This window comes from Stutzerimonas frequens (assembly GCF_024448335.1).
Classification (GTDB): Bacteria; Pseudomonadota; Gammaproteobacteria; order Pseudomonadales; family Pseudomonadaceae; genus Stutzerimonas; species Stutzerimonas frequens.
The window spans coordinates 264355-283184 of sequence record NZ_JAMOHM010000002.1 but is presented as its reverse complement, the minus strand read 5'-3'; the positions used below and the strand labels follow the sequence as shown (position 1 = coordinate 283184).

Annotated in this window: 19 protein-coding genes; 14 read left to right on the top strand and 5 right to left on the bottom strand. The window is 63.5% G+C overall.

What is annotated here, in order from left to right:
- The first annotated feature begins 81 nt into the window (after positions 1-81).
- From NAO55_RS04135 to sthA, 3 genes are all read left to right on the top strand, one after another.
- Entirely contained in the window at positions 82-1005 is a 924-nt protein-coding gene (locus NAO55_RS04135; RefSeq protein ID WP_102840408.1) for an FAD:protein FMN transferase, read from the top strand.
- Positions 1002-1229, top strand: coding sequence for a (Na+)-NQR maturation NqrM (gene nqrM, locus NAO55_RS04130; protein WP_063539905.1), 228 nt, complete (start codon positions 1002-1004; stop codon positions 1227-1229). The genes NAO55_RS04135 and nqrM overlap by 4 nt, the downstream gene beginning before the upstream one ends.
- 150 nt (positions 1230-1379) lie before the next feature.
- A complete protein-coding gene (gene sthA, locus NAO55_RS04125; RefSeq protein WP_003299651.1) occupies positions 1380-2774 on the top strand; it encodes a Si-specific NAD(P)(+) transhydrogenase in 1395 nt (464 codons plus the stop codon).
- 147 nt (positions 2775-2921) lie between these two features.
- Here the strand turns inward: sthA and NAO55_RS04120 are convergent, their stop codons facing one another.
- Genes NAO55_RS04120 through NAO55_RS04110 form a run of 3 tightly spaced genes read right to left on the bottom strand, consistent with a single transcriptional unit; the run spans position 2922 to position 4588 of the window.
- Complete coding sequence (locus NAO55_RS04120) at positions 2922-3644, bottom strand: glycerophosphodiester phosphodiesterase (protein WP_102840155.1); 723 nt, start codon at positions 3642-3644, stop codon at positions 2922-2924.
- The gene (locus tag NAO55_RS04115; protein WP_102840156.1) at positions 3641-3949 is read right to left on the bottom strand and encodes a phosphodiesterase; all 309 of its coding nucleotides are present in this window, start codon (positions 3947-3949) and stop codon (positions 3641-3643) included. The genes NAO55_RS04120 and NAO55_RS04115 overlap by 4 nt, the downstream gene beginning before the upstream one ends.
- A 3-nt stretch (positions 3950-3952) precedes the next feature.
- Positions 3953-4588 (bottom strand): PilZ domain-containing protein, encoded by a 636-nt coding sequence (locus NAO55_RS04110; RefSeq protein WP_102840157.1) that lies wholly within the window; start codon positions 4586-4588, stop codon positions 3953-3955.
- 33 nt (positions 4589-4621) lie between these two features.
- Here NAO55_RS04110 and NAO55_RS04105 point away from each other — a divergent pair, with 33 nt between their 5' ends.
- Genes NAO55_RS04105 through NAO55_RS04095 form a run of 3 tightly spaced genes read left to right on the top strand, consistent with a single transcriptional unit; the run spans position 4622 to position 7810 of the window.
- A complete protein-coding gene (locus NAO55_RS04105; protein WP_102840158.1) occupies positions 4622-5869 on the top strand; it encodes a lipoprotein-releasing ABC transporter permease subunit in 1248 nt (415 codons plus the stop codon).
- Between the two features lie 7 nt (positions 5870-5876).
- Positions 5877-6566 carry a lipoprotein-releasing ABC transporter ATP-binding protein LolD gene (gene lolD, locus NAO55_RS04100; protein ID WP_063539901.1) on the top strand — a complete coding sequence of 230 codons (690 nt, stop codon included), beginning with the start codon at positions 5877-5879 and terminating at the stop codon, positions 6564-6566.
- Positions 6566-7810: a lipoprotein-releasing ABC transporter permease subunit gene (locus NAO55_RS04095; RefSeq protein WP_102840160.1), complete on the top strand. Its 1245-nt coding sequence runs from the start codon at positions 6566-6568 to the stop codon at positions 7808-7810. The genes lolD and NAO55_RS04095 overlap by 1 nt, the downstream gene beginning before the upstream one ends.
- A 12-nt stretch (positions 7811-7822) precedes the next feature.
- Here NAO55_RS04095 and NAO55_RS04090 read toward each other — a convergent pair whose 3' ends face one another.
- Positions 7823-8338: a DUF2062 domain-containing protein gene (locus NAO55_RS04090; RefSeq protein ID WP_063539900.1), complete on the bottom strand. Its 516-nt coding sequence runs from the start codon at positions 8336-8338 to the stop codon at positions 7823-7825.
- 146 nt (positions 8339-8484) lie between these two features.
- Between NAO55_RS04090 and NAO55_RS04085 the strand changes: the two genes are divergently transcribed.
- The 8 genes from NAO55_RS04085 (at position 8485) to murB (ending at position 15320) form a co-directional block, all read left to right on the top strand.
- Complete coding sequence (locus tag NAO55_RS04085; protein WP_102840161.1) at positions 8485-10710, top strand: DNA internalization-related competence protein ComEC/Rec2; 2226 nt, start codon at positions 8485-8487, stop codon at positions 10708-10710.
- A gap of 71 nt (positions 10711-10781) precedes the next feature.
- Positions 10782-11414: a flagellar polar localization protein PocA gene (gene pocA / locus NAO55_RS04080; protein WP_063539899.1), complete on the top strand. Its 633-nt coding sequence runs from the start codon at positions 10782-10784 to the stop codon at positions 11412-11414.
- The gene (pocB, locus tag NAO55_RS04075) at positions 11411-11839 is read left to right on the top strand and encodes a flagellar polar localization protein PocB (RefSeq protein WP_063539898.1); all 429 of its coding nucleotides are present in this window, start codon (positions 11411-11413) and stop codon (positions 11837-11839) included. The genes pocA and pocB overlap by 4 nt, the downstream gene beginning before the upstream one ends.
- Complete coding sequence (lpxK, locus tag NAO55_RS04070; RefSeq protein ID WP_102840162.1) at positions 11839-12843, top strand: tetraacyldisaccharide 4'-kinase; 1005 nt, start codon at positions 11839-11841, stop codon at positions 12841-12843. Before pocB ends, lpxK begins: the two co-directional genes overlap by 1 nt.
- A gap of 45 nt (positions 12844-12888) precedes the next feature.
- Entirely contained in the window at positions 12889-13074 is a 186-nt protein-coding gene (locus NAO55_RS04065) for a Trm112 family protein (RefSeq protein ID WP_011913743.1), read from the top strand.
- The gene (gene kdsB / locus NAO55_RS04060) at positions 13071-13835 is read left to right on the top strand and encodes a 3-deoxy-manno-octulosonate cytidylyltransferase (RefSeq protein WP_102840163.1); all 765 of its coding nucleotides are present in this window, start codon (positions 13071-13073) and stop codon (positions 13833-13835) included. Before NAO55_RS04065 ends, kdsB begins: the two co-directional genes overlap by 4 nt.
- Position 13836: 1 nt before the next feature.
- Positions 13837-14304, top strand: coding sequence for a low molecular weight protein-tyrosine-phosphatase (locus tag NAO55_RS04055; RefSeq protein ID WP_014597103.1), 468 nt, complete (start codon positions 13837-13839; stop codon positions 14302-14304).
- Entirely contained in the window at positions 14301-15320 is a 1020-nt protein-coding gene (murB, locus tag NAO55_RS04050; RefSeq protein ID WP_102840164.1) for a UDP-N-acetylmuramate dehydrogenase, read from the top strand. The genes NAO55_RS04055 and murB overlap by 4 nt, the downstream gene beginning before the upstream one ends.
- Before the next feature lie 205 nt (positions 15321-15525).
- Here murB and rne read toward each other — a convergent pair whose 3' ends face one another.
- Positions 15526-18672: a ribonuclease E gene (gene rne / locus NAO55_RS04045; protein ID WP_197932477.1), complete on the bottom strand. Its 3147-nt coding sequence runs from the start codon at positions 18670-18672 to the stop codon at positions 15526-15528.
- Positions 18673-18830: the final 158 nt, after the last annotated feature.

Below are 18830 nucleotides of genomic sequence, written 5' to 3'. Positions count from 1 at the left end.
CCCGTCATCGCTGTCGCTTTCGCGACAGCCCTGACGGGCTGTCTGTTTCAGGACAAGGTCGAAGCCTTCACCGGGCCGACCATGGGCAGTACCTATACGGTCAAGTACGTGCGCAGCAGCGATGTTCCGGCCAAGGACGTGCTGCAGGGTGAGGTCGAGGCCATCCTCGCCGACCTCGACAAGCAGCTGTCCACCTATCGCAGCGATTCCGACGTCGAGCGCTTCAATGCCCTGCCGGGCGGTAGCTGTGAGCCGATGCCGGATATGGTGCGCGAATTAGTCGCAGCGGGCGATCAGCTATCGACCGACAGCGATGGCGCATTCGATCTTACACTCGAGCCTCTGCTCAACCTGTGGGGCTTTGGTCCGCAAGGTCGCGCCACACAGGTTCCGTCGGCGGACGATATCGAGGCCGCACGGGCGTTGACCGGTCATCGGCATCTGCGCATCGATGGCGATCAGTTGTGCAAGGCGGTGGCGGTACAGCTGGACTTCAACAGCATCGCTGCTGGCTATGCGGTGGATCGCGTTGTCGATCGTTTGAAGGCGCTGGGCGTTCAGAGTTACCTGGTGGAAATCACCGGGGAGCTCAAGGCTGAGGGCCGAAAGCCTGATGGTGCGCCGTGGCGCATAGCCATTGAAGCGCCCAGGGATGACCAGCGGGTTGCGCAAAAGATCGTCGAACTCGATGGCCTGGGCGTATCCACCTCCGGCGACTATCGGAACTACTTCGAGCAGGACGGCCGCCGCTATTCACATACCCTGGACCCGCAAAGCGGCAAGCCGATCGAGCATCACCTGGCTGCGGTGACGGTCGTCGATAAATCGACTTTGCGCGCCGACGGGTTGTCTACCGCGCTGATGGTACTGGGACCCGAGCGGGGACTGGCACTGGCTGAGCGTAATGCGATCGCCGCGTTCTTCGTCGTGCGCGAGGGACAAGGCTTCGCAACAACGAGCACCAAGGCTTTCGACGAGCTGTTTGGTGCGGGAGTAGAGCAATGACTTGGTTACTGGTTTTTCTGGTGATGCTGCTTGTGGTACTCGGCATGGCCATCGGTGTGATCATGGGGCGCAAGCCCATCGCGGGCTCCTGTGGGGGCATTGCCAATCTGGGCATCGAGAAGGAATGCTCCATCTGTGGCGGTAGCCGCGAGAAATGCGAAGAAGTGAACGAGGCGAAGAACGCGGGCAATACCGATCTCGCCTACGACGCGACAAAGCGTTGATGTAACCCTTCGCGCGCCCAGGCAGCCGTGAGCGGAGATGTCTGGTCGGTCCCGCTGAGAAGGCGTGCGGGCAATGCTGGTTTGCGTCCTTGGACATCGGCGAATTCGTTGACAGCGGCGGCGTCTTCCGCTGCGTTTTCAGGAGTGTATATGGCGGTCTATAACTACGATTTGGTTGTACTGGGTTCCGGTCCCGCCGGGGAGGGCGCGGCCATCAACGCCGTGAAGGCGGGGCGCAAGGTCGCCGTGGTTGACAATCGTCCGCTCGTAGGAGGTAACTGCACGCATCTGGGGACCATCCCGTCCAAGGCGCTGCGCCATTCGGTGCGGCAGATCATGCAGTACAACACCAATCCGCTGTTCCGCCAGATCGGTGAGCCGCGCTGGTTCTCCTTTCCCGACGTGCTGAAAAGCGCCGAGAAGGTCATCAGCAAGCAGGTCACCTCCCGTACCAGCTATTACGCCCGCAACCGCATCGACACCTTTTTCGGTACCGCCAGCTTCTCCGACGAGCAGAGCGTTGAAGTGGTCTGCCTTAACGGCATGGTGGAAAAGCTGGTTGCCAGCCAGTTCGTCATCGCCACGGGCTCCCGTCCTTATCGGCCGGCCGATATCGACTTCAACCACCCGCGCATTTACGACAGCGATACCATCTTGACCCTGAGCCACACGCCGCGTCGGATGATCATCTACGGAGCCGGCGTCATCGGCTGCGAGTACGCTTCGATCTTCAGCGGGTTGGGCGTGTTGGTCGACCTGATCGACAACCGCGAGCAACTGCTCAGCTTCCTCGACGACGAGATTTCCGATGCGTTGAGCTATCACCTGCGCAACAACAACGTGCTGATTCGCCACAACGAAGAGTACGAGCGGGTCGAGGGGCTGGAGAACGGAGTGATCCTGCATCTAAAGTCCGGCAAGAAGATCAAGGCCGACGCATTCCTCTGGAGCAACGGGCGTACCGGCAATACCGACAAGCTCGGCTTGGAGAACATCGGCCTCAAGGCCAACAGCCGTGGTCAGGTGCAGGTCGATGAGCACTACCGCACCGAGATCGGCAACATCTACGCAGCCGGCGACGTGATCGGCTGGCCATCGCTGGCCAGCGCCGCCTATGACCAGGGTCGCTCGGCTGCGGGCAGCATCGTCGAGAACGACTCCTGGCGTTTCGTCGATGACGTGCCGACGGGCATCTACACCATTCCGGAGATCAGCTCGATCGGCAAGAATGAGCGCGAACTGACCCAGGCGAAGATTCCCTATGAAGTGGGCAAGGCGTTCTTCAAGAGCATGGCGCGGGCGCAGATCTCCTTTGAGCCGGTGGGCATGCTGAAGATCCTGTTCCATCGCGAAACCCTGGAGGTGCTCGGTGTGCACTGCTTCGGTTATCAGGCCTCCGAGATCGTCCACATTGGCCAGGCGATCATGAACCAGAAGGGGCCGGCGAACAGCATCAAGTACTTCGTCAACACCACCTTCAACTACCCGACCATGGCGGAAGCCTATCGGGTGGCAGCGTTCGACGGGCTCAACCGGCTTTTTTGAGCGGCTCCGGCCGGCGGCCTGAGCCGGCTGGAGAGGGTTGGGACTCCCGGGATTGGCACTGGCCGAACCGGGAGAGCTTCTGATCAGGTGAGACGGTTCGGCAGCGCCAGCGCTGTCGAATCGTCGCATGGGTGCAAGGCCTGTAGGTCAGCCCTGAGCCAGTGTACTGACGGCGATGCCCGGATAATCGGTGATCAGGCTGTCCACGCCGAAGTCCGCCAGGCGCCGCATCAGCGCCGGCTCGTTCACGGTCCACACCGAAACATGCAGCCCCTGTTTTTTTGCCTTCTCCAGGCGCTCCGGGGTGCACAGCGTCCATTTCAGCGCCAGCAGATCGCAACCGTACTGACGGGCCACCTTGAGCGGGTCGAGCCAGTTGTATTCGGCTACCAGGCCACGCGAGATTTCCGGCGCCAGCCGATTCAGAGCCCGCAGAACCTCCCGTGAGCTGGAGGTGACGGTGATTCGTTCCATGAGCTGATAACGCTCGGCCAGCGCCTTGATTGCCAGCACCGTGCGCGCTGCTCGATCGCGCGAAGCACTCTTGACTTCCAGTTGCCAGTGCTCGAAGTCGCACTTCTCGAACAGTTCGCTGAGGCGCGGGATGGGGCAGGGTGTCTTCCAGCCCGGGCCACCCTGGCGGGCGTCGTACTTTACCAGCTCTTCGGCATCGTGCTGGGCAACCTTGCCTCGGCGGCCGGTGGTGCGCTTGAGCGTCGGATCATGGATGACCATCAACTCGCCATCGCGGGATAGGTGCAGGTCCAGCTCGCAGCGGCGTACGCCATGCTGCAGGCATTGCTCGAAGCTCGCCAGGGTGTTCTCCGGAGCTTCGCCCTTGGCGCCGCGGTGGCCGTAGATGAGTGTCACGGTTGTTGATCTTCCTTCATGGGTGGTTGAGCGCGCTGGTGGTGACGGACGCTGTTGATGACTCGGTCGCGTTCGAAATATACGGAGAATTCCCGATAATCCCAGCGGGTGATCGGCGGCTGGCCAACGGCCGGGTGCTCCTCGTCGGCGAGCCCGAAACGGTCCAGAACCTTGATCTTGGAGTCGCCACGCGCGGGCATCGCCATCTCGGGCTGGCCTTGCTGGCCGACGGGTATGCGAATTTCTTCGGCGAACACCGACGGGCTGAATGTCAGTGTGAACAGCAGGGTCGCCAGGCGGCGCATTGGTCACTCTCCTTGCAGGTTTTCCAGGGCCAGGCGCCTCTCCAGCGCCTGTTTCTGCAGGATATGCCGAGCAAGCAATTGTCGCTGTGCATCAGTCAACGCTTCGAACTCGGTGCCGATGTCGTAGCGGCCGTCCTGCATCGCGGTGCTGTAGATCACCCGTGCCGGCAACAGCAGGCCGAGCCCTTGCGGCAGCAGGACCAGCTTCAGCGTGATGACCTCGCCTTCCGCCAATGGCTGTTCGCTGACAAAGCTGATGCCACCTTCGGAAAGCACCACCGGCTGCGGTGCGCTCTGATCCTTCAGCAGGTCCTGCGCCAATGCCTGCCCCAGCAGCTCGATTCGCTTGTTCTGTACCTTGAGGTAATTGGCCAGCGTGCGGTTGCTCTCGGCAATCTGGCGTAACAAATGCTGCGCCTCGAAGTCCAGCTGATGAAGCTCGCCAAGCAGGTTGAACAGCGCGGGCAGAGGCTCGCTGGCGGCGGGGTGGTCCTGGCTCGCCGGGATGATTTCCAGTGCCACGCGATCCTCGATACGGTAGTATTCGCGGCGTTCTTCAGTGTCTTGTGTCGGCATGGCGATACCCGGGTAGCGTTGATGGCCAGAGTGTATCAGGCCCCGCGGTGGCGTCAGCTGCATGTTGTTTTCCCCCGCCAGCGAACCCGTCGATCTATGTTCAGACCGCTGTCCGTGTACATCGGGGCGCGCTACACACGCGCCAGACGTCGCAGTCTCTTCGTCTCCTTCATCTCCCTGACTTCCATGATTGGGCTCGCTCTCGGCGTGCTGGTGATGATCGTCGTGCTGTCGGTGATGAATGGCTTCGATCATGAAATGCGCACCCGCGTGCTGGGCATGGTGCCCCACGCGACCATCGAAAGCCCGACGCCGATCAACGATTGGCAGGCGCTGGGCTCGCGCGTCGAGCAGCACGCGCAGGTGTTGGCCTCTGCGCCGTTCATCCAGAGCCAGGGGCTGCTGACCCATCAGGGCCAGGTGACCAAGATCCTGATCAATGCGGTGGAGCCTCAGGCGGAGCGCCAGGTTTCGATCATCGATCAGTTCTTCCGCGAGGGCTCGCTGGATGATCTCAAGGCCGGCGAGTTCGGCATCGTCATCGGTGACAAGGCAGCTGCCAAGCTCGGTGTCGGCGTCGGCGACAAGATTACCTTCGTGGCGCCCGAGGTCACCGTGACTCCAGCGGGGATGTTCCCGCGCATGAAGCGTTTCACCGTGACCGGAATCTTTCATGTCGGTGCTGGCGAGATCGACGGTTACGTCGCGTTGGCCAACATTGCCGACATGGCGCGTTTGCAACGCTGGCAGCCGGATCAGGTGCAGGGGCTGCGTCTGCGTTTCGCCGATCTGTTCCAGGCGCCGCGTATCGCTTGGGAGCTGGCCGGTCAGCTCGGCGACGACTTCTATTCCCGCGACTGGACCCGCACCCACGGCAACCTCTATCAGGCGATCCGCATGGAGAAGGCCATGATCGGTCTGCTGTTGCTGCTGATCGTCGCGGTCGCCGCGTTCAACATTATCTCCACGCTGGTGATGGTGGTGACCGACAAGCGCGGCGACATCGCCATCCTGCGCACGCTGGGTGCTACGCCGAAGCAGATCATGGCGATTTTCATGGTCCAGGGCACCGTGATCGGCGTGGTCGGCACCTTGGTCGGCGCATTGCTTGGTATGTTTGCCGCCGTCAATGTCAGCAGCTGGATCGCCGCGCTGGAGCGGCTGATCGGACACAAGTTCCTGAGTGCCGACGTGTATTTCATCGACTACCTGCCGTCCCAGCTGATGGCAGCCGATGTGATCCAGGTCTGCGTCGCCGCGTTGATCCTGAGTTTCCTCGCGACCCTGTATCCGGCTTGGCGTGCCGCACGCACCCAGCCGGCAGAGGCGCTACGTTATGAGTGAGCGGGTAATGAACGAGCAAAAGCAGGCGGTGCTGAGTTGCCGCAACCTGGGCAAGCGCTACGAGCAGGGCCCCGAATCGGTGGAGGTCCTGTCCGGGCTCCAGCTGGAATTGTTCCCCGGTCAGCGCGTGGCCATCGTCGGCAGCTCCGGCTCGGGCAAGAGCACACTGCTGAACCTGCTCGGTGGGCTCGATACGCCGAGCGAAGGCAGCGTCTGGCTGGCCGGTGAGGAGTTGTCGGCGCTCAACGAGAAGGACCGTGGGCTGCTGCGCAACCGGGCTCTGGGCTTCGTCTATCAGTTCCATCACCTGCTTGCCGAGTTCACCGCGCTGGAAAACGTCTGCATGCCGCTGCTGATCGGGCGCACGCCGATCCCGGAAGCGCGGCAGCGAGCGTCGGCTCTGCTGCAGCGGGTCGGCCTCGGCCATCGCCTGGAGCACAAGCCTGCAGAGCTGTCCGGTGGTGAGCGACAGCGCGTGGCCATCGCTCGGGCATTGGTCAACGAGCCGGCACTGGTATTGCTCGATGAGCCAACCGGCAACCTGGACCATCACACCGCGCAGGGCATTCAGGATCTGATGCTCGAACTCAGCACCTCGCTGCATACCGCCTTTCTGGTAGTCACTCACGACCGCCAGCTCGCCGCCCAGATGGATCAGGTGCTGCGGCTGGAAGACGGGCGCCTGGTGGTCGAATGATGTTCAGGCCCGTCAGCGTTTTCATCGGCAGCCGCTACACCCGTGCCAAGCGGCGCAACCATTTCATCTCGTTCATTTCCCTGACCTCGCTGATCGGCCTGGCGCTGGGCGTGCTGGCGATGATCATGGTCCTTTCGGTGATGAACGGTTTCCAGCGCGAGATGAGCGCGCGGATTCTCGGCATGGTGCCGCATGCGACGGTCATCGGCGAGCAGCCGCTGGATGACTGGCAGGCGGTTGCCGCGCGTCTGTCGACATACCCGCAGATCGTCGGCATGGCGCCGGTGACGCAGCTCGAAGGCATGCTGTCGTTCAAGGGCAGCATGCAGCCGATCCAGATCAGCGGCATCGATCCAGAGGCCGAGGCGCAGGTTTCCATCGTCGGCGAGCGCCTGGTCGGCGGCAGCCTGGATGCGCTCAAGCCCGGCGAGTACGGTGTGATCATCGGTCTTATGACCGCGCGGCGATTCGGGCTGAAGCTGGGCGACAAGCTGACGTTGATCGTCCCTGAGGTCAGTTCGTCTCCCGGTGGCGTCACGCCGCGTATGCAGCGGCTGAATGTGGTCGGGGTGTTCAAGGTGGGTGCCGACCTGGACGGCAGCCTGGGGATGATCCATCGCGCCGACGCCGCGCAGATCCATCGCTGGACGCCGCAACAGGTCCAGGGCGTACGACTCAAGCTGGATGACCTCTACCGTGCGCCGGAGGTGGCGGCACAGGTACAGGCCACGCTGGGCGAAGGCTACCGCGTGGAGGACTGGTCTTACACCCAGGGCAGTCTGTTCAGCGCGATGAAGATGGAAAAGACCATGATTGGCCTGCTCCTGATGCTGATCGTCGCGGTAGCGGCGTTCAATATCATCGCCACCCTGATCATGGTGGTCGCCGACAAGCGCGCCGACATCGCCATCCTGCGGACCCTGGGGGCGACGCCGCGGCAGGTCATGGCGATCTTCATGGTCCAGGGCAGCATCATCGGCTTCAGCGGCACCGTGATCGGCGTAGTCCTGGGCGTGCTCGGCGCGCTGAACGTCAGCGAGCTGGTAGCCTGGCTGGAAAGGGTCTCCGGCCAGCACATCTTCAGCTCCGACGTCTATTTCATCAGTACGCTGCCTTCGGAGCTGCGTCTGGATGACGTGGTGCTGGTGTCGGTCGCGGCGCTTACCCTGAGTTTTCTCGCCACGATCTACCCGGCCTGGCGCGCCGCGCAGACCCAGCCTGCCGAGGCCCTACGCTACGAATGACCGGCTCGGCCGTCAACGACGGCCGTTCTGCCGCCGCCGCCAGCTGCGGCCGACCCACCAGCGCCAGTAGGCCTGAGTCAATACATAGCCGAGCACGGCCAGCACCAGCCCGCTGACCAGGGAACCCAGGTACAGCGGTTGCCAGTTGTGCTGCAGCATGTAGCGCACCCAGGCCAGGCTCAGTTCGGCCGGCATGCTGGAGGCCGGAGTATCCAGCAGCCAGGTGCCGATCTTGTAGTTGCAATAGAAGACCGGCGGCATGGTCAGCGGATTGGTCAGCCAGACCAGCCCCACTGCGATCGGCAGATTGGCTCTGGAGGGCAGGGCGCAGACGGCCGCTGCAAGCATCTGCATCGGCATCGGGATCATGGCCCAGAACACGCCGATCGCCATCGCGCGGGATACCGAGTGTCGATTGAGATGCCAGAGATTGGGATCGTGAATCAGCGCGCCGAGAAAACGCAGAGACTTGTTAGTCTTGATGCGATCGGGGTGCGGCATGTAGCGTTTGAAAAAACGACGCGGCATGAAGGTTCTCTGAAGGCAGCAGCCCGGCGATTATGCCTTGAATCGCGGTGCGACGCTGACAGTAGTTTTGTGACATTACATCTGCGCCTGCGACAGATTGCCCCGCTTCGATAACGGTCCGGAAAGGATTTCTGGAGTCTGAAAAAATGCGCACATGGATGCTTGCGCTCGCCGCGGGCCTGGTCCTGCCACGCTTCCTTCCAGCCTTGCCCGCGCAATGGTTCTGTGCGGCGCTGGCGGCTGTCGGACTGTTGCTGCTGCTGCGCGTCCGCTGGGTGGCGCCAGGCCTGTTTCTGCTGGGCTTGAGCTGGGCCTGCTACCAGAGCCAGAGCGCCATCGACGACCGGTTGCCAGCGCCCATGGACGGTCGCACGTTCTGGATTGAGGGGCGGGTAGTGGGGTTGCCCAGCCGTATCGGCAATGTGGTGCGCTTCGAGCTCGACGACATCCAATCGCGCCATGCCGGGTTGCCATCGAAGGTGCGGCTGTCCTGGTATGACGGTCCGCTGCTACAAGCCGGCGAGCGCTGGCGGCTGGCGGCGCGACTGAAACGGCCACATGGCATGGTCAACCCGCATTCCTTCGATTACGAAGCCTGGTTGCTGGCGCGACGTATCGGCGCCACCGGCACGATCAAGGCGGGTGAGCGCCTAACGGCGTCGAGGGCAAGCGACGGATGGCGCGATCGGCTTCGGGCGCGGCTCATGGCCGTTCCGGCATCCGATCGGCAGGGCGCCATCGCGGCACTGGTGGTGGGTGACGATTCCGGTTTGAGCCGCGGCGACTGGCAGGTGCTGCAGGACACCGGCACCGTCCACCTGATGGTCATCTCCGGGCAGCACATCGGCATGTTGGCGGGGCTGCTCTATGGTCTGGTCGCATTGCTGGCTCGCCTGGGCGTGTGGCCGCGGTGGTTGCCATGGTTGCCTTGGGCGTGCGGGCTGGCGTTAAGCGGTGCGCTGGCCTATGGCTGGCTGGCCGGTTTCGAGGTGCCGGTGCGTCGTGCCTGCCTGATGGTGACGGTGGTGCTTGTCTGGCGGTTGCGCTTTCGCCATCTGGGCGTCTGGTTGCCGCTGCTGCTGGCGCTCGATGGCGTCCTGCTGATCGATCCCCTGGTGACATTGCAGCCCGGGTTCTGGCTGTCGTTTGGAGCGGTGGCGGTTCTGGCATTGGCGTTCTCGGGGCGGCTCGGTTCATGGCGCTGGTGGAAGGCCCTGACCCGGGCGCAGTGGGCGGCCACCCTCGGCCTGCTTCCGCTGTTGCTCGCCCTGGGGCTGCCGATAAGCGCGAGCGGGCCGCTGGCCAATCTGCTTGCCGTGCCTTGGGTGAGTCTCGCCGTGCCCTTTGCGTTGCTTGGTACGCTGCTGCTGCCGCTGGGTGGGGCTGGCGAAGCGTTGCTGTCGATGGTGGGCTTTTCGCTGGCACTACTTTTCGATGTGCTGGCAGCGATTGCGTCGTGGCAGCCCGCCTGGATTGCGGTCGGCCTGCCGCCCTGGGCTCTGGCGATGATCGGGCTGGGTGTGCTGTTGCTGTTGCTGCCAGCCGGTATTCCGCTGCGTTCGCTGGGCTTTGTGCTGTTGTTGCCGCTGGCATTCCCGCCTCGTGTCGAGGTCCCGGAGGGCCGAGCGCAGGTCTGGGTGCTGGATGTGGGCCAGGGCCTGGCGGTGCTGGTGCGCACCCGCGAGCATGCACTGCTTTACGATGCCGGGCCGAAGCAGGGCGAGTTCGACACAGGCGAGCGGGTGGTGGTCCCATCGCTCCGCACCCTTGGCGCGAGCCGGTTGGACCTGCTGTTGCTTAGCCATGCCGATAATGATCATTCGGGCGGTGCGGAGGCGGTCCAGCGGCTGCTCCGGGTCGAGCGGGTGGTCAGTGGCGAGCCGTCTCGCCACGCGCCGGATCTGGGCGCCGAACGTTGCGAAAGCGGCAGCGCTTGGCAATGGAACGATGTGCGCTTCAGTCTGTGGCAATGGCAGGCGGCGCAGGACAGCAACCAGCAGTCCTGCGTGCTGCAAGTCGAGGCCAACGGTGAGCGAATCCTGCTCACCGGCGACATCGACCAGTCCGCCGAGCAGGCTTGGCTGGCAAGTGAGCAGCAGATGTCATCGCACTGGCTGCTGCTGCCCCATCACGGCAGCCGCAGCTCCTCGTCGGAGCCGTTTCTGCGTGGCGTGGCCGCGCAAGCCGCGCTGATCTCGCGAAGTCTGCACAATCCGTTCGGCCACCCGCACCCGAGCGTGACCGCGCGGCTCGAGGCGTTCGATATCAAGGCCTACGACACCGCGTTGCATGGCGCCATCCGGATCGATCTGGGCGGTTTTTCGCCGCCAGAGCTGCAACGCTCGCAGCGACGATTCTGGCGGGAAAAATGAGAACGGCGGCCGTCGGCGACCCAGCGACCCTATGCTAGAGTGGCGCCACTTTTTCGAGGGGGATTCATCTCGTGTGGGAGCTGGTCAAAGCAGGCGGCTGGATAATGCTGCCAATCATCCTGTGTTCCATCGCAGCCGCCGGTATCGTTGCTGAACGCCTCTGGACGCTGCGTCCCAGCCGTGTCACGCCTCCGCATCTGCTGGGCCAGGTATGGAAGTGGATCAAGGAGAAGAAGCTCAGCAACCAGAAACTCAAGGAGTTGCGTGCCGACTCCCCGCTGGGTGAGATCCTCGCCGCCGGCCTGAGCAATTCCAAGCGTGGCCGTGAGATCATGAAAGAATGCATCGAGGAGGCCGCCGCCCGCGTCGTTCACGATCTGGAGCGCTATCTCAACGCCCTGGGCACCATCGCCGGCATTGCACCCTTGCTCGGTCTGCTGGGGACCGTGCTGGGCATGATCGAGATCTTCAGCGCCTTCATGGGCTCGGGCATGGCCAACGCACCGCTTCTCGCAGGAGGCATCGCCAAGGCGCTGATCACCACCGCTGCGGGCTTGATGGTCGGTATCCCCGCGCTGTTCTTCCATCGTTTCCTGCAGCGTCGCGTCGACGAACTGGTGGTGGGCATGGAACAGGAGGCGATCAAGCTGGTGGAAGTGGTACAGGGCGACCGCGATGTCGATCTGGGTGAGGACAAGGCGTGAAATTCCGTCGCAAACCCCGGGAGAACGTGGAGATCGGGCTGGCACCACTGATCGATGTGGTGTTCATCCTGCTGCTGTTCTTCGTGGTCACCACCACCTTTACCCGTGAAACGCAGCTCAAGGTCGATCTGCCGGAAGCGGCCAGCGGCACACCACCGCAGGATGCTGAGGTCCGCCAGCTGGAGGTGCTGATCGATGTGGCTGGCAATTATTCGCTCAACGGCAAGGCGCTGCTCAAGAGCGATCTGAACTCGCTGATGGCTGCGCTGAGCAAGGAGTCCGGCGGCGACAACCGGTTGCCGATAATCATCAGCGCCGACGGCAAGACGCCGCATCAGGCTGTCATCACCGCGATGGATGCCGCTGGCAAGCTTGGCTTCGGCCAACTGCGGATCACCACGGTCGAGGCGCAGGCGTCGCCCTGATGTCCTTTGCCGAGCGCCTGCAACGTGCCTGGTATCAGGGGCATCCGGCATTGCGTCTGTTGGCGCCCTTGGAGCTGCTGTACCGGCGCGTGGTCGGAGCCAGGCGCCGGCGTTTCCTCGAAGATCCGAACACCGCCTATCGCGCTCCTGTTCCGGTTGTCGTCGTAGGCAATATCACCGTCGGCGGAACCGGCAAGACGCCGCTGATCCTCTGGTTGATCGAACACTGTCAACGTCGCGGGCTGCGTGTCGGCGTCGTTAGCCGCGGCTACGGTGCCAAGCCGCCGGAGCTGCCGTGGCGGGTCCGCGCCGGGCATCCGGCGCAGTACTGCGGTGACGAGCCCTTGCTGATTGTCCAGCGCACTGGTGTGCCGCTGATGGTCGATCCTGATCGCGCGCGCGCCGTCCGCGCTTTGCTGGAGCAGGAGCCGCTCGATCTGATCCTCTCCGACGACGGCTTGCAGCACTACCGGCTGGCGCGCGATCTCGAATTGGTGCTGATCGATGCCGCGCGTGGGCTGGGTAACGGGCGCTGCCTACCGGCCGGTCCACTGCGTGAGCCGCCTGTGCGGTTGAACGAGGTGGATGCCGTACTGTTCAACGGCGCCACGGCTGATTCCGATGATGGATATGCATTCAACCTCCGCCCGGTGGCGCTGGTGGAGTTGAGCTCCGGCGAGTGTTGGCCGCTCAGTCGTTACCCGGCCGGCCAGCAGTTGCATGCGGTGGCGGGTATCGGCAACCCGCAGCGTTTCTTCGACACGCTCGAGACGCTACACTGGCGACCGATTCCGCACGCCTTCGCCGATCACGCCGATTACAGCCTGGAGCAGCTGAAGTTCAGCCCCGAGCTGCCACTGGTGATGACCGAGAAGGACGCGGTGAAATGCCGGGCGTTCGCACCCCCGGGTTGGTCGTATCTGCAGGTGCAGGCCGTGCCCTCCACGGCGTTCGTTACCTGGTTCGACGATCAGCTGGCGCGATTGCTGCCCGATCTCTCTTAAGCCGCTCGACCTGCTGCCGCGGTCGATCGCTTCCAAGGACTGCGCATGGATACCAAACTGCTCGACATTCTGGCCTGCCCACTATGCAAGGGGCCGTTGAAGCTCGCCGAGGACAAGTCGGAACTGATCTGCAAGGCCGATGGCCTGGCCTTTCCCGTGCGTGACGGCATCCCGGTAATGCTCGAGAGCGAAGCGCGTACTCTGGATGTGGATGAGCGTCTGGACAAATGAGCACCGCCTATACCGTCGTCATTCCGGCCCGCTACGCATCGACCCGATTGCCCGGCAAGCCGCTGCAGGACATCGCCGGCAAGCCGATGATTCAGCACGTCTGGGAGCAGGCGAGCAAGAGCGCGGCCCAGCGTGTAGTGATTGCCACCGATGATCAGCGCATCGTCGATGCCTGCACAGCGTTTGGCGCAGAGGTCGTGCTGACCCGCGCCGAGCATAACTCCGGCACCGATCGTTTGGCCGAGGTGGCCGAGCAGCTCGGGCTGCCTGGCGATGCCATCGTGGTCAACGTGCAGGGCGACGAGCCGATGATTCCTCCAGCGGTGATCGACCAGGTCGCCGCCAACCTTGCAGAGCATCCGGAGGCGGCCATCGCTACGCTGGCCGAACCGCTGGCAGATGCGCAGGCGCTGTTCAATCCCAACGTGGTCAAGGTGCTCTCGGATATCAACGGCCTGGCGCTGACCTTCAGCCGCGCGCCGCTGCCCTGGGCGCGTGACAGCTTTGCCGTGGACCGCAGCCAGCTACCGCCCGCAGTCCCTTACCGGCGGCACATCGGCATCTATGCCTATCGCGCCGGCTTCCTGGCCGACTTCGTGTCCTGGGGGCCGTGCTGGCTGGAGGATACGGAGTGTCTGGAGCAGCTGCGTGCGCTCTGGCATGGGCGGCGCATCCATGTCGCCGATGCCGTCGAAGCTCCTCCCGCCGGGGTCGATACGGCTGAGGACCTGGATCGGGTTCGCCGTTTGCTGGGTGGCTGACATGAAGGTGCTGTTCGTCTGCATGGGCAATATCTGCCGTTCGCCCACGGCCGAGGGTGTGTTCCGCCAGCGGATCGAGCAGGCCGGCCTTGGCGCGCGAGTCGAAATCGATTCGGCCGGAACCGGCGACTGGCATGTCGGCAAGGCGCCAGACCAGCGCGCGTGCGAGGCGGCGAGACGGCGTGGTTACACGCTCGACGCCTTGCGCGCCCGGCAGGTTTCCATTGCGGACTTCCAGCGCTTCGATCTCATCCTGGCAATGGATCACGACAATCTGGCACGGCTGCAGGCTCTGCGCCCGAAGCACGGCGCCAAGGCGGAAGTCGACCTGCTGCTGCGTCGCTACGGGCTTGGCTGCGATGTAGTGCCCGATCCTTACTATGGCGAAGCAGACGGTTTCGACAACGTGCTGAATCTCATCGAAGAAGCCAGTGATGCGCTGCTCGCCGAGATAAAGGGACGACTGTGAGCCTCACCATAGAAGCCAACCGCTCCCTCAAGCCGTTCAACACCTTTGCCGTCGACCAGCGCGCCCGGTACTTCGCCGAGGCCCACAGTGATGCCGATGTGCATGAGGCGATTGCCCGTGCGCGCCAGCTCGGGGTGCCGCTTCTGCCGCTCGGTGGCGGAAGCAACCTGCTACTGACTCGCGATGTGTCGGCCCTGGTGCTGCACATGGCCAGTCGAGGCAAGCGGATCATCGACGAGTCGACCGGTCAGGTGATCGTCGAGGTGGAAGCCGGGGAGCCCTGGCATCCCTTTGTGCTCTGGAGTCTGGAGCAGGGCCTGATCGGGCTGGAGAACCTGAGCCTGATCCCCGGGACCGTGGGCGCTTCACCGATTCAGAACATCGGCGCCTATGGCGTCGAGATCAAGGATGTATTCTCCGGTCTCACGGCACTGGATATCGAAACCGGGGCGCTTCGGGACTTCGCGCTGGCCGACTGCGCATTCGCCTATCGCGACAGCGTTTTCAAGCAGCGGCCGGGGCGCTATCTGATCCTGCGGGTGCGTTTCGCTCTGCGCCGCCAGGCCTCCTTGCATCTCGAGTACGGCCCGATCCGCCAGCGGCTGGCGGAGCAGGGGATCGTCGAGCCTACGGCAATGGATGTGAGTCGTGCGGTCTGCGCCATTCGCAGTGAAAAGCTGCCGGACCCACGAGAGCTGGGCAATGCCGGAAGCTTCTTCAAGAATCCGCTGGTGTCCGCCGAGACGGCGCATGCACTTCGCGAGACGTATCCCGATCTGGTGGCTTATCCACAGGATGACGGCCTGGTGAAGCTGGCGGCCGGCTGGCTGATCGAAAGGGCGGGCTGGAAGGGGTTTCGTGATGGCGACGCCGGTGTGCATCGGCTGCAGGCGCTGGTGCTGGTGAACTATGGACAGGCCACCGGTGAGCAGCTGCTGCAGCTGGCGCGACGAATTCAGGCCGACCTGATCGAGCGCTTCGGTGTCTCCCTGGAGATCGAGCCGAACGTGCTCTGATGGTCGTTCGATGGCCTGGGCGGCAGCCTGGTTCCAATGACAGCCCCCGTACCTGACGCCCGATGCGATGCATTGGGCGTTTTCGTATGTGCTGTTCCGTTCGCCCGCTCCGCTGTGCTCGAGCGAGGTGTAGACCTTGTTCAGGACGGGACAACAGAAATAAAAAAGGGATGCCGAAGCATCCCCTTTCAACAGCAGTGTCGTTTTAGCCTTGCGGCTTCTCACGACTGTCCGGCTCGGTTCCTTGAGCAGGCTGCTCCGATTCATCGGTAGCAGGCTGAGGCGTCTCGCCGGTCAGCGATGCCAGCGGATCACGCTCGCTTGCATCGGCAGATGGTGCCTGCTCGGTGGTCGGTTCGATCGGCTTCTCTTCAGCCGCAGGCTGTTCCTCGGCAAGCACCGGCTCTACTGTCTGCTCGGGCTGGACGTCGGCTACCTGCTCAGCGGCTGGCTGTTCCGGCTGGGCTTCGACGACAGGTTCACTGGCGACGATTTCCGGGCTAGCGAGCGGTTGTTCCGCAGCGGCCTTGGCTTCGGCTTCAGCCGCTTCCTTGGCCAGGCGCTCGGCTTCACGCTGACGGCGACGGACCTCACGCGGATCGTTGGGCGCGCGACCACTCGGCGTCAACGCCGGGGTGGCAACCGGTGCCGCTTCGGTCTTCTCGACCACCGGCTCGGGCGTAGGCTGCGGAGCCGCTGCCTGCTGAGCGGGCTGCGCTACCTCTTTCGGCGCTTCTTCAGCCGGTTGTACCGGAGCCTCGACCGTGGCCTCGGGCGCGGTCGGCTCCTCGAGAACCTTGCGCTCGTCCATTTCCTGGGTAACAGGGGCCTCGGTGGCCGGTGCGTGCTCGACGATCGTCGCGACGCCTTCGCTGCTGGTCTGAATCACTGAGTCTTCGGCCAGCGTTGCCTGCGGCGCAGCCTCGGTATCGGCGGTGTTGGCGGCCAGAGCGGCAGCAGTTGCAGCGATGGCGATTTCTTCGGTTTTCACCGGGGCATTGCGCTCATCGACTTCCTCGATCTCATTGCCGTTGGCATCGCGCTGGCGTTCACGGCGGTTGCTGCGACGGCGCTGGCCACGGGAGCGACGACGTGGGCGCTCGCTCTCGTTGCCTTCGGCGCCTTCATTGGCTTCCTGAGCGTCTTCGGTTTCGCCCGCTTCGACGGCCTGCTGCAGCAGCTCGTCCGCAGCTGCGGCCGGCTGCTCGGCACGCGGTTTGCGCTCTTCACGCGGGGGGCGAGGCTGGCGCTCGGCCTGCTCTTCCTGCGCTACTGTCGGTGCCTCGTCGATCGGTGCACGCAGCTCACGCTTGCGCTCTTCACGGGGCTTGCGTTCTTCACGCGGGGCACGTTCGCGACGTGGCTGGGCTTCGCCGGCCTCTGCCTGCTCGCGGGGCTTGCGCTCCTCGCGAGGTGGGCGCGGCTGGCGCTCTTGCCGCTCTTCACGAGGCTGGCGTTCCTCGCGGGATTGGCGCTCTTCGCGCGGCTGGCGTTCTTCACGCGATTTGCGCTCGTCATCACGTCCGCCACGCGAGTCGCGCCGGCGGTTCTGCTGGCGACCGCTACGGCGCTCGTCGTTACGCTGCGGGCGGGCGGATGCCGGCTTCTTCTCCACTTGCGCAGCGGCCTGTGGCTCCTCGGCTTTGCCTGCGAACAGGCCGACCAGTGATTTGATCAGGCCCTTGAACAGACTCGGTTCTTGTGCAGGCGTGGCCACGGGTGCTTCGGCAGGTGCCTGAGCGGCACTGGCGGGGGCGCTGCGCTGCGGTGCGGTCTTGACCGCGGCCTCCTGGCGAACCAGGGTGCGAGTCGAGCTGACCGGCTGGACTTCTTCGGCTTCGCTCTGGCTCATCTCGTAGCTGGCCTGACCGGCAACGACCTCGGGACTGTCGTCACGCAGGCGCTGCACTTCGAAATGCGGCGTCTCCAGATGGTCGTCCGGCAGGATGAAAATACGTGCGCGGGTGCGCAGTTCGATCTTGGTGATCGCGTTGCGCTTTTCATTGAGCAGGAATGCTGCGACCTGGAAGGGCACGCGGGCGCGAACCTCGGCGGTGCGATCCTTGAGGGCTTCTTCTTCGATCAGGCGCAGGATTGCCAATGACAGCGATTCGACGTCGCGGATGATGCCCTGGCCATTGCAGCGTGGGCAGACGATGCCGCTGGTTTCGCCCAGGGATGGGCGCAGGCGCTGGCGCGACATCTCCAACAGGCCGAAACGCGAGATGCGGCCGACCTGGATGCGTGCGCGGTCGGCTTCCAGGGCTTCGCGCATCTTTTCTTCGACGGCGCGCTGGTTCTTGGCTGGCGTCATGTCGATGAAGTCGATCACGATCAGGCCGCCGATGTCGCGCAGGCGCAGCTGGCGTGCGATTTCCTCGGCCGCTTCCAGATTGGTCTGCAGCGCCGTTTCTTCGATGTCGCCACCCTTGGTAGCTCGCGCCGAGTTGATGTCGATGGACACCAGGGCTTCGGTCGGGTCGATAACGATGGAACCGCCGGAAGGCAGCTTCACTTCACGCTGGAAGGCTGTTTCGATCTGGCTTTCGATCTGGAAACGGTTGAACAGTGGAACGGAGTCTTCGTAGAGCTTGATCTTGCTGGCGTACTGCGGCATCACTTGTTGGATGAAGCTCAGTGCTTCGTCCTGTGCCTCGACGCTGTCGATCAGCACTTCGCCGATATCCTGGCGCAGATAGTCGCGGATGGCGCGAATGATGACGTTGGATTCCTGATAGATCAGGAACGGGGCAGCACGGTCTTGGGACGCCTCCTTGACCGCGGTCCAGAGTTGCAGCAGGTAGTCCAGATCCGATTGCAGCTCTTCGCTGGAACGACCCAGGCCGGCGGTGCGTACGATGAGGCCCATATCGGCAGGGACATTGAGGCCATTCAGCGCTTCGCGCAGCTCGTTGCGCTCTTCGCCCTCGATGCGGCGCGAAATGCCGCCCGCACGGGGGTTGTTCGGCATCAGCACCAGGTAGCGGCCGGCAAGGCTGATGAAGGTGGTAAGGGCGGCGCCCTTGTTGCCGCGTTCCTCTTTCTCGACCTGAACAATGACCTCCTGGCCTTCGCGCAGGACGTCCTTGATGTTCACACGGCCTTCAGGTGCCTTGCTGAAGTACTCGCGGGAGATTTCCTTGAGAGGAAGAAAGCCGTGGCGTTCTGCACCAAAGTCCACGAAAGCGGCTTCGAGGCTGGGCTCGACGCGGGTGATCTTGCCCTTGTAGATGTTGGCTTTTTTCTGTTCGCGGGCACCGGATTCGATGTCCAGATCGAACAGGCGTTGGCCGTCGACCAGTGCAACACGCAACTCTTCAGGCTGAGTTGCGTTAATTAGCATTCTTTTCATGTAGTACCGTCGGTTTCCGTGGCATCCGGAAACGGCGTTCGGCACACACGACTCTCGCGGTCGGTGTCAGGTGAGTCAGGAATGGTTGTAAGGCACTCCAGTGTCCAGCGATGTGCGGCCAAATGGGCCGGCGTCGCGACGACGTCTCCTGCTTGCTG

What these genes read in the sequence shown, in the direction of transcription:
- lolD (WP_063539901.1), top strand. Translation starts at nt 5,877, where the DNA reads ATGAACGAGCAAAAGCAGGCGGTGCTGAGTTGCCGCAACCTGGGCAAG.
- NAO55_RS04095 (WP_102840160.1), top strand. Translation starts at nt 6,566, where the DNA reads ATGTTCAGGCCCGTCAGCGTTTTCATCGGCAGCCGCTACACCCGTGCC.
- nqrM (WP_063539905.1), top strand. Translation starts at nt 1,002, where the DNA reads ATGACTTGGTTACTGGTTTTTCTGGTGATGCTGCTTGTGGTACTCGGC.
- NAO55_RS04110 (WP_102840157.1), bottom strand. Translation starts at nt 4,588, where the DNA reads ATGCAGCTGACGCCACCGCGGGGCCTGATACACTCTGGCCATCAACGC.
- sthA (WP_003299651.1), top strand. Translation starts at nt 1,380, where the DNA reads ATGGCGGTCTATAACTACGATTTGGTTGTACTGGGTTCCGGTCCCGCC.
- kdsB (WP_102840163.1), top strand. Translation starts at nt 13,071, where the DNA reads ATGAGCACCGCCTATACCGTCGTCATTCCGGCCCGCTACGCATCGACC.
- NAO55_RS04055 (WP_014597103.1), top strand. Translation starts at nt 13,837, where the DNA reads ATGAAGGTGCTGTTCGTCTGCATGGGCAATATCTGCCGTTCGCCCACG.
- NAO55_RS04135 (WP_102840408.1), top strand. Translation starts at nt 82, where the DNA reads ATGGGCAGTACCTATACGGTCAAGTACGTGCGCAGCAGCGATGTTCCG.
- NAO55_RS04105 (WP_102840158.1), top strand. Translation starts at nt 4,622, where the DNA reads ATGTTCAGACCGCTGTCCGTGTACATCGGGGCGCGCTACACACGCGCC.
- NAO55_RS04085 (WP_102840161.1), top strand. Translation starts at nt 8,485, where the DNA reads ATGCGCACATGGATGCTTGCGCTCGCCGCGGGCCTGGTCCTGCCACGC.
- lpxK (WP_102840162.1), top strand. Translation starts at nt 11,839, where the DNA reads ATGTCCTTTGCCGAGCGCCTGCAACGTGCCTGGTATCAGGGGCATCCG.
- NAO55_RS04065 (WP_011913743.1), top strand. Translation starts at nt 12,889, where the DNA reads ATGGATACCAAACTGCTCGACATTCTGGCCTGCCCACTATGCAAGGGG.
- rne (WP_197932477.1), bottom strand. Translation starts at nt 18,672, where the DNA reads ATGAAAAGAATGCTAATTAACGCAACTCAGCCTGAAGAGTTGCGTGTT.
- NAO55_RS04115 (WP_102840156.1), bottom strand. Translation starts at nt 3,949, where the DNA reads ATGCGCCGCCTGGCGACCCTGCTGTTCACACTGACATTCAGCCCGTCG.
- NAO55_RS04090 (WP_063539900.1), bottom strand. Translation starts at nt 8,338, where the DNA reads ATGCCGCGTCGTTTTTTCAAACGCTACATGCCGCACCCCGATCGCATC.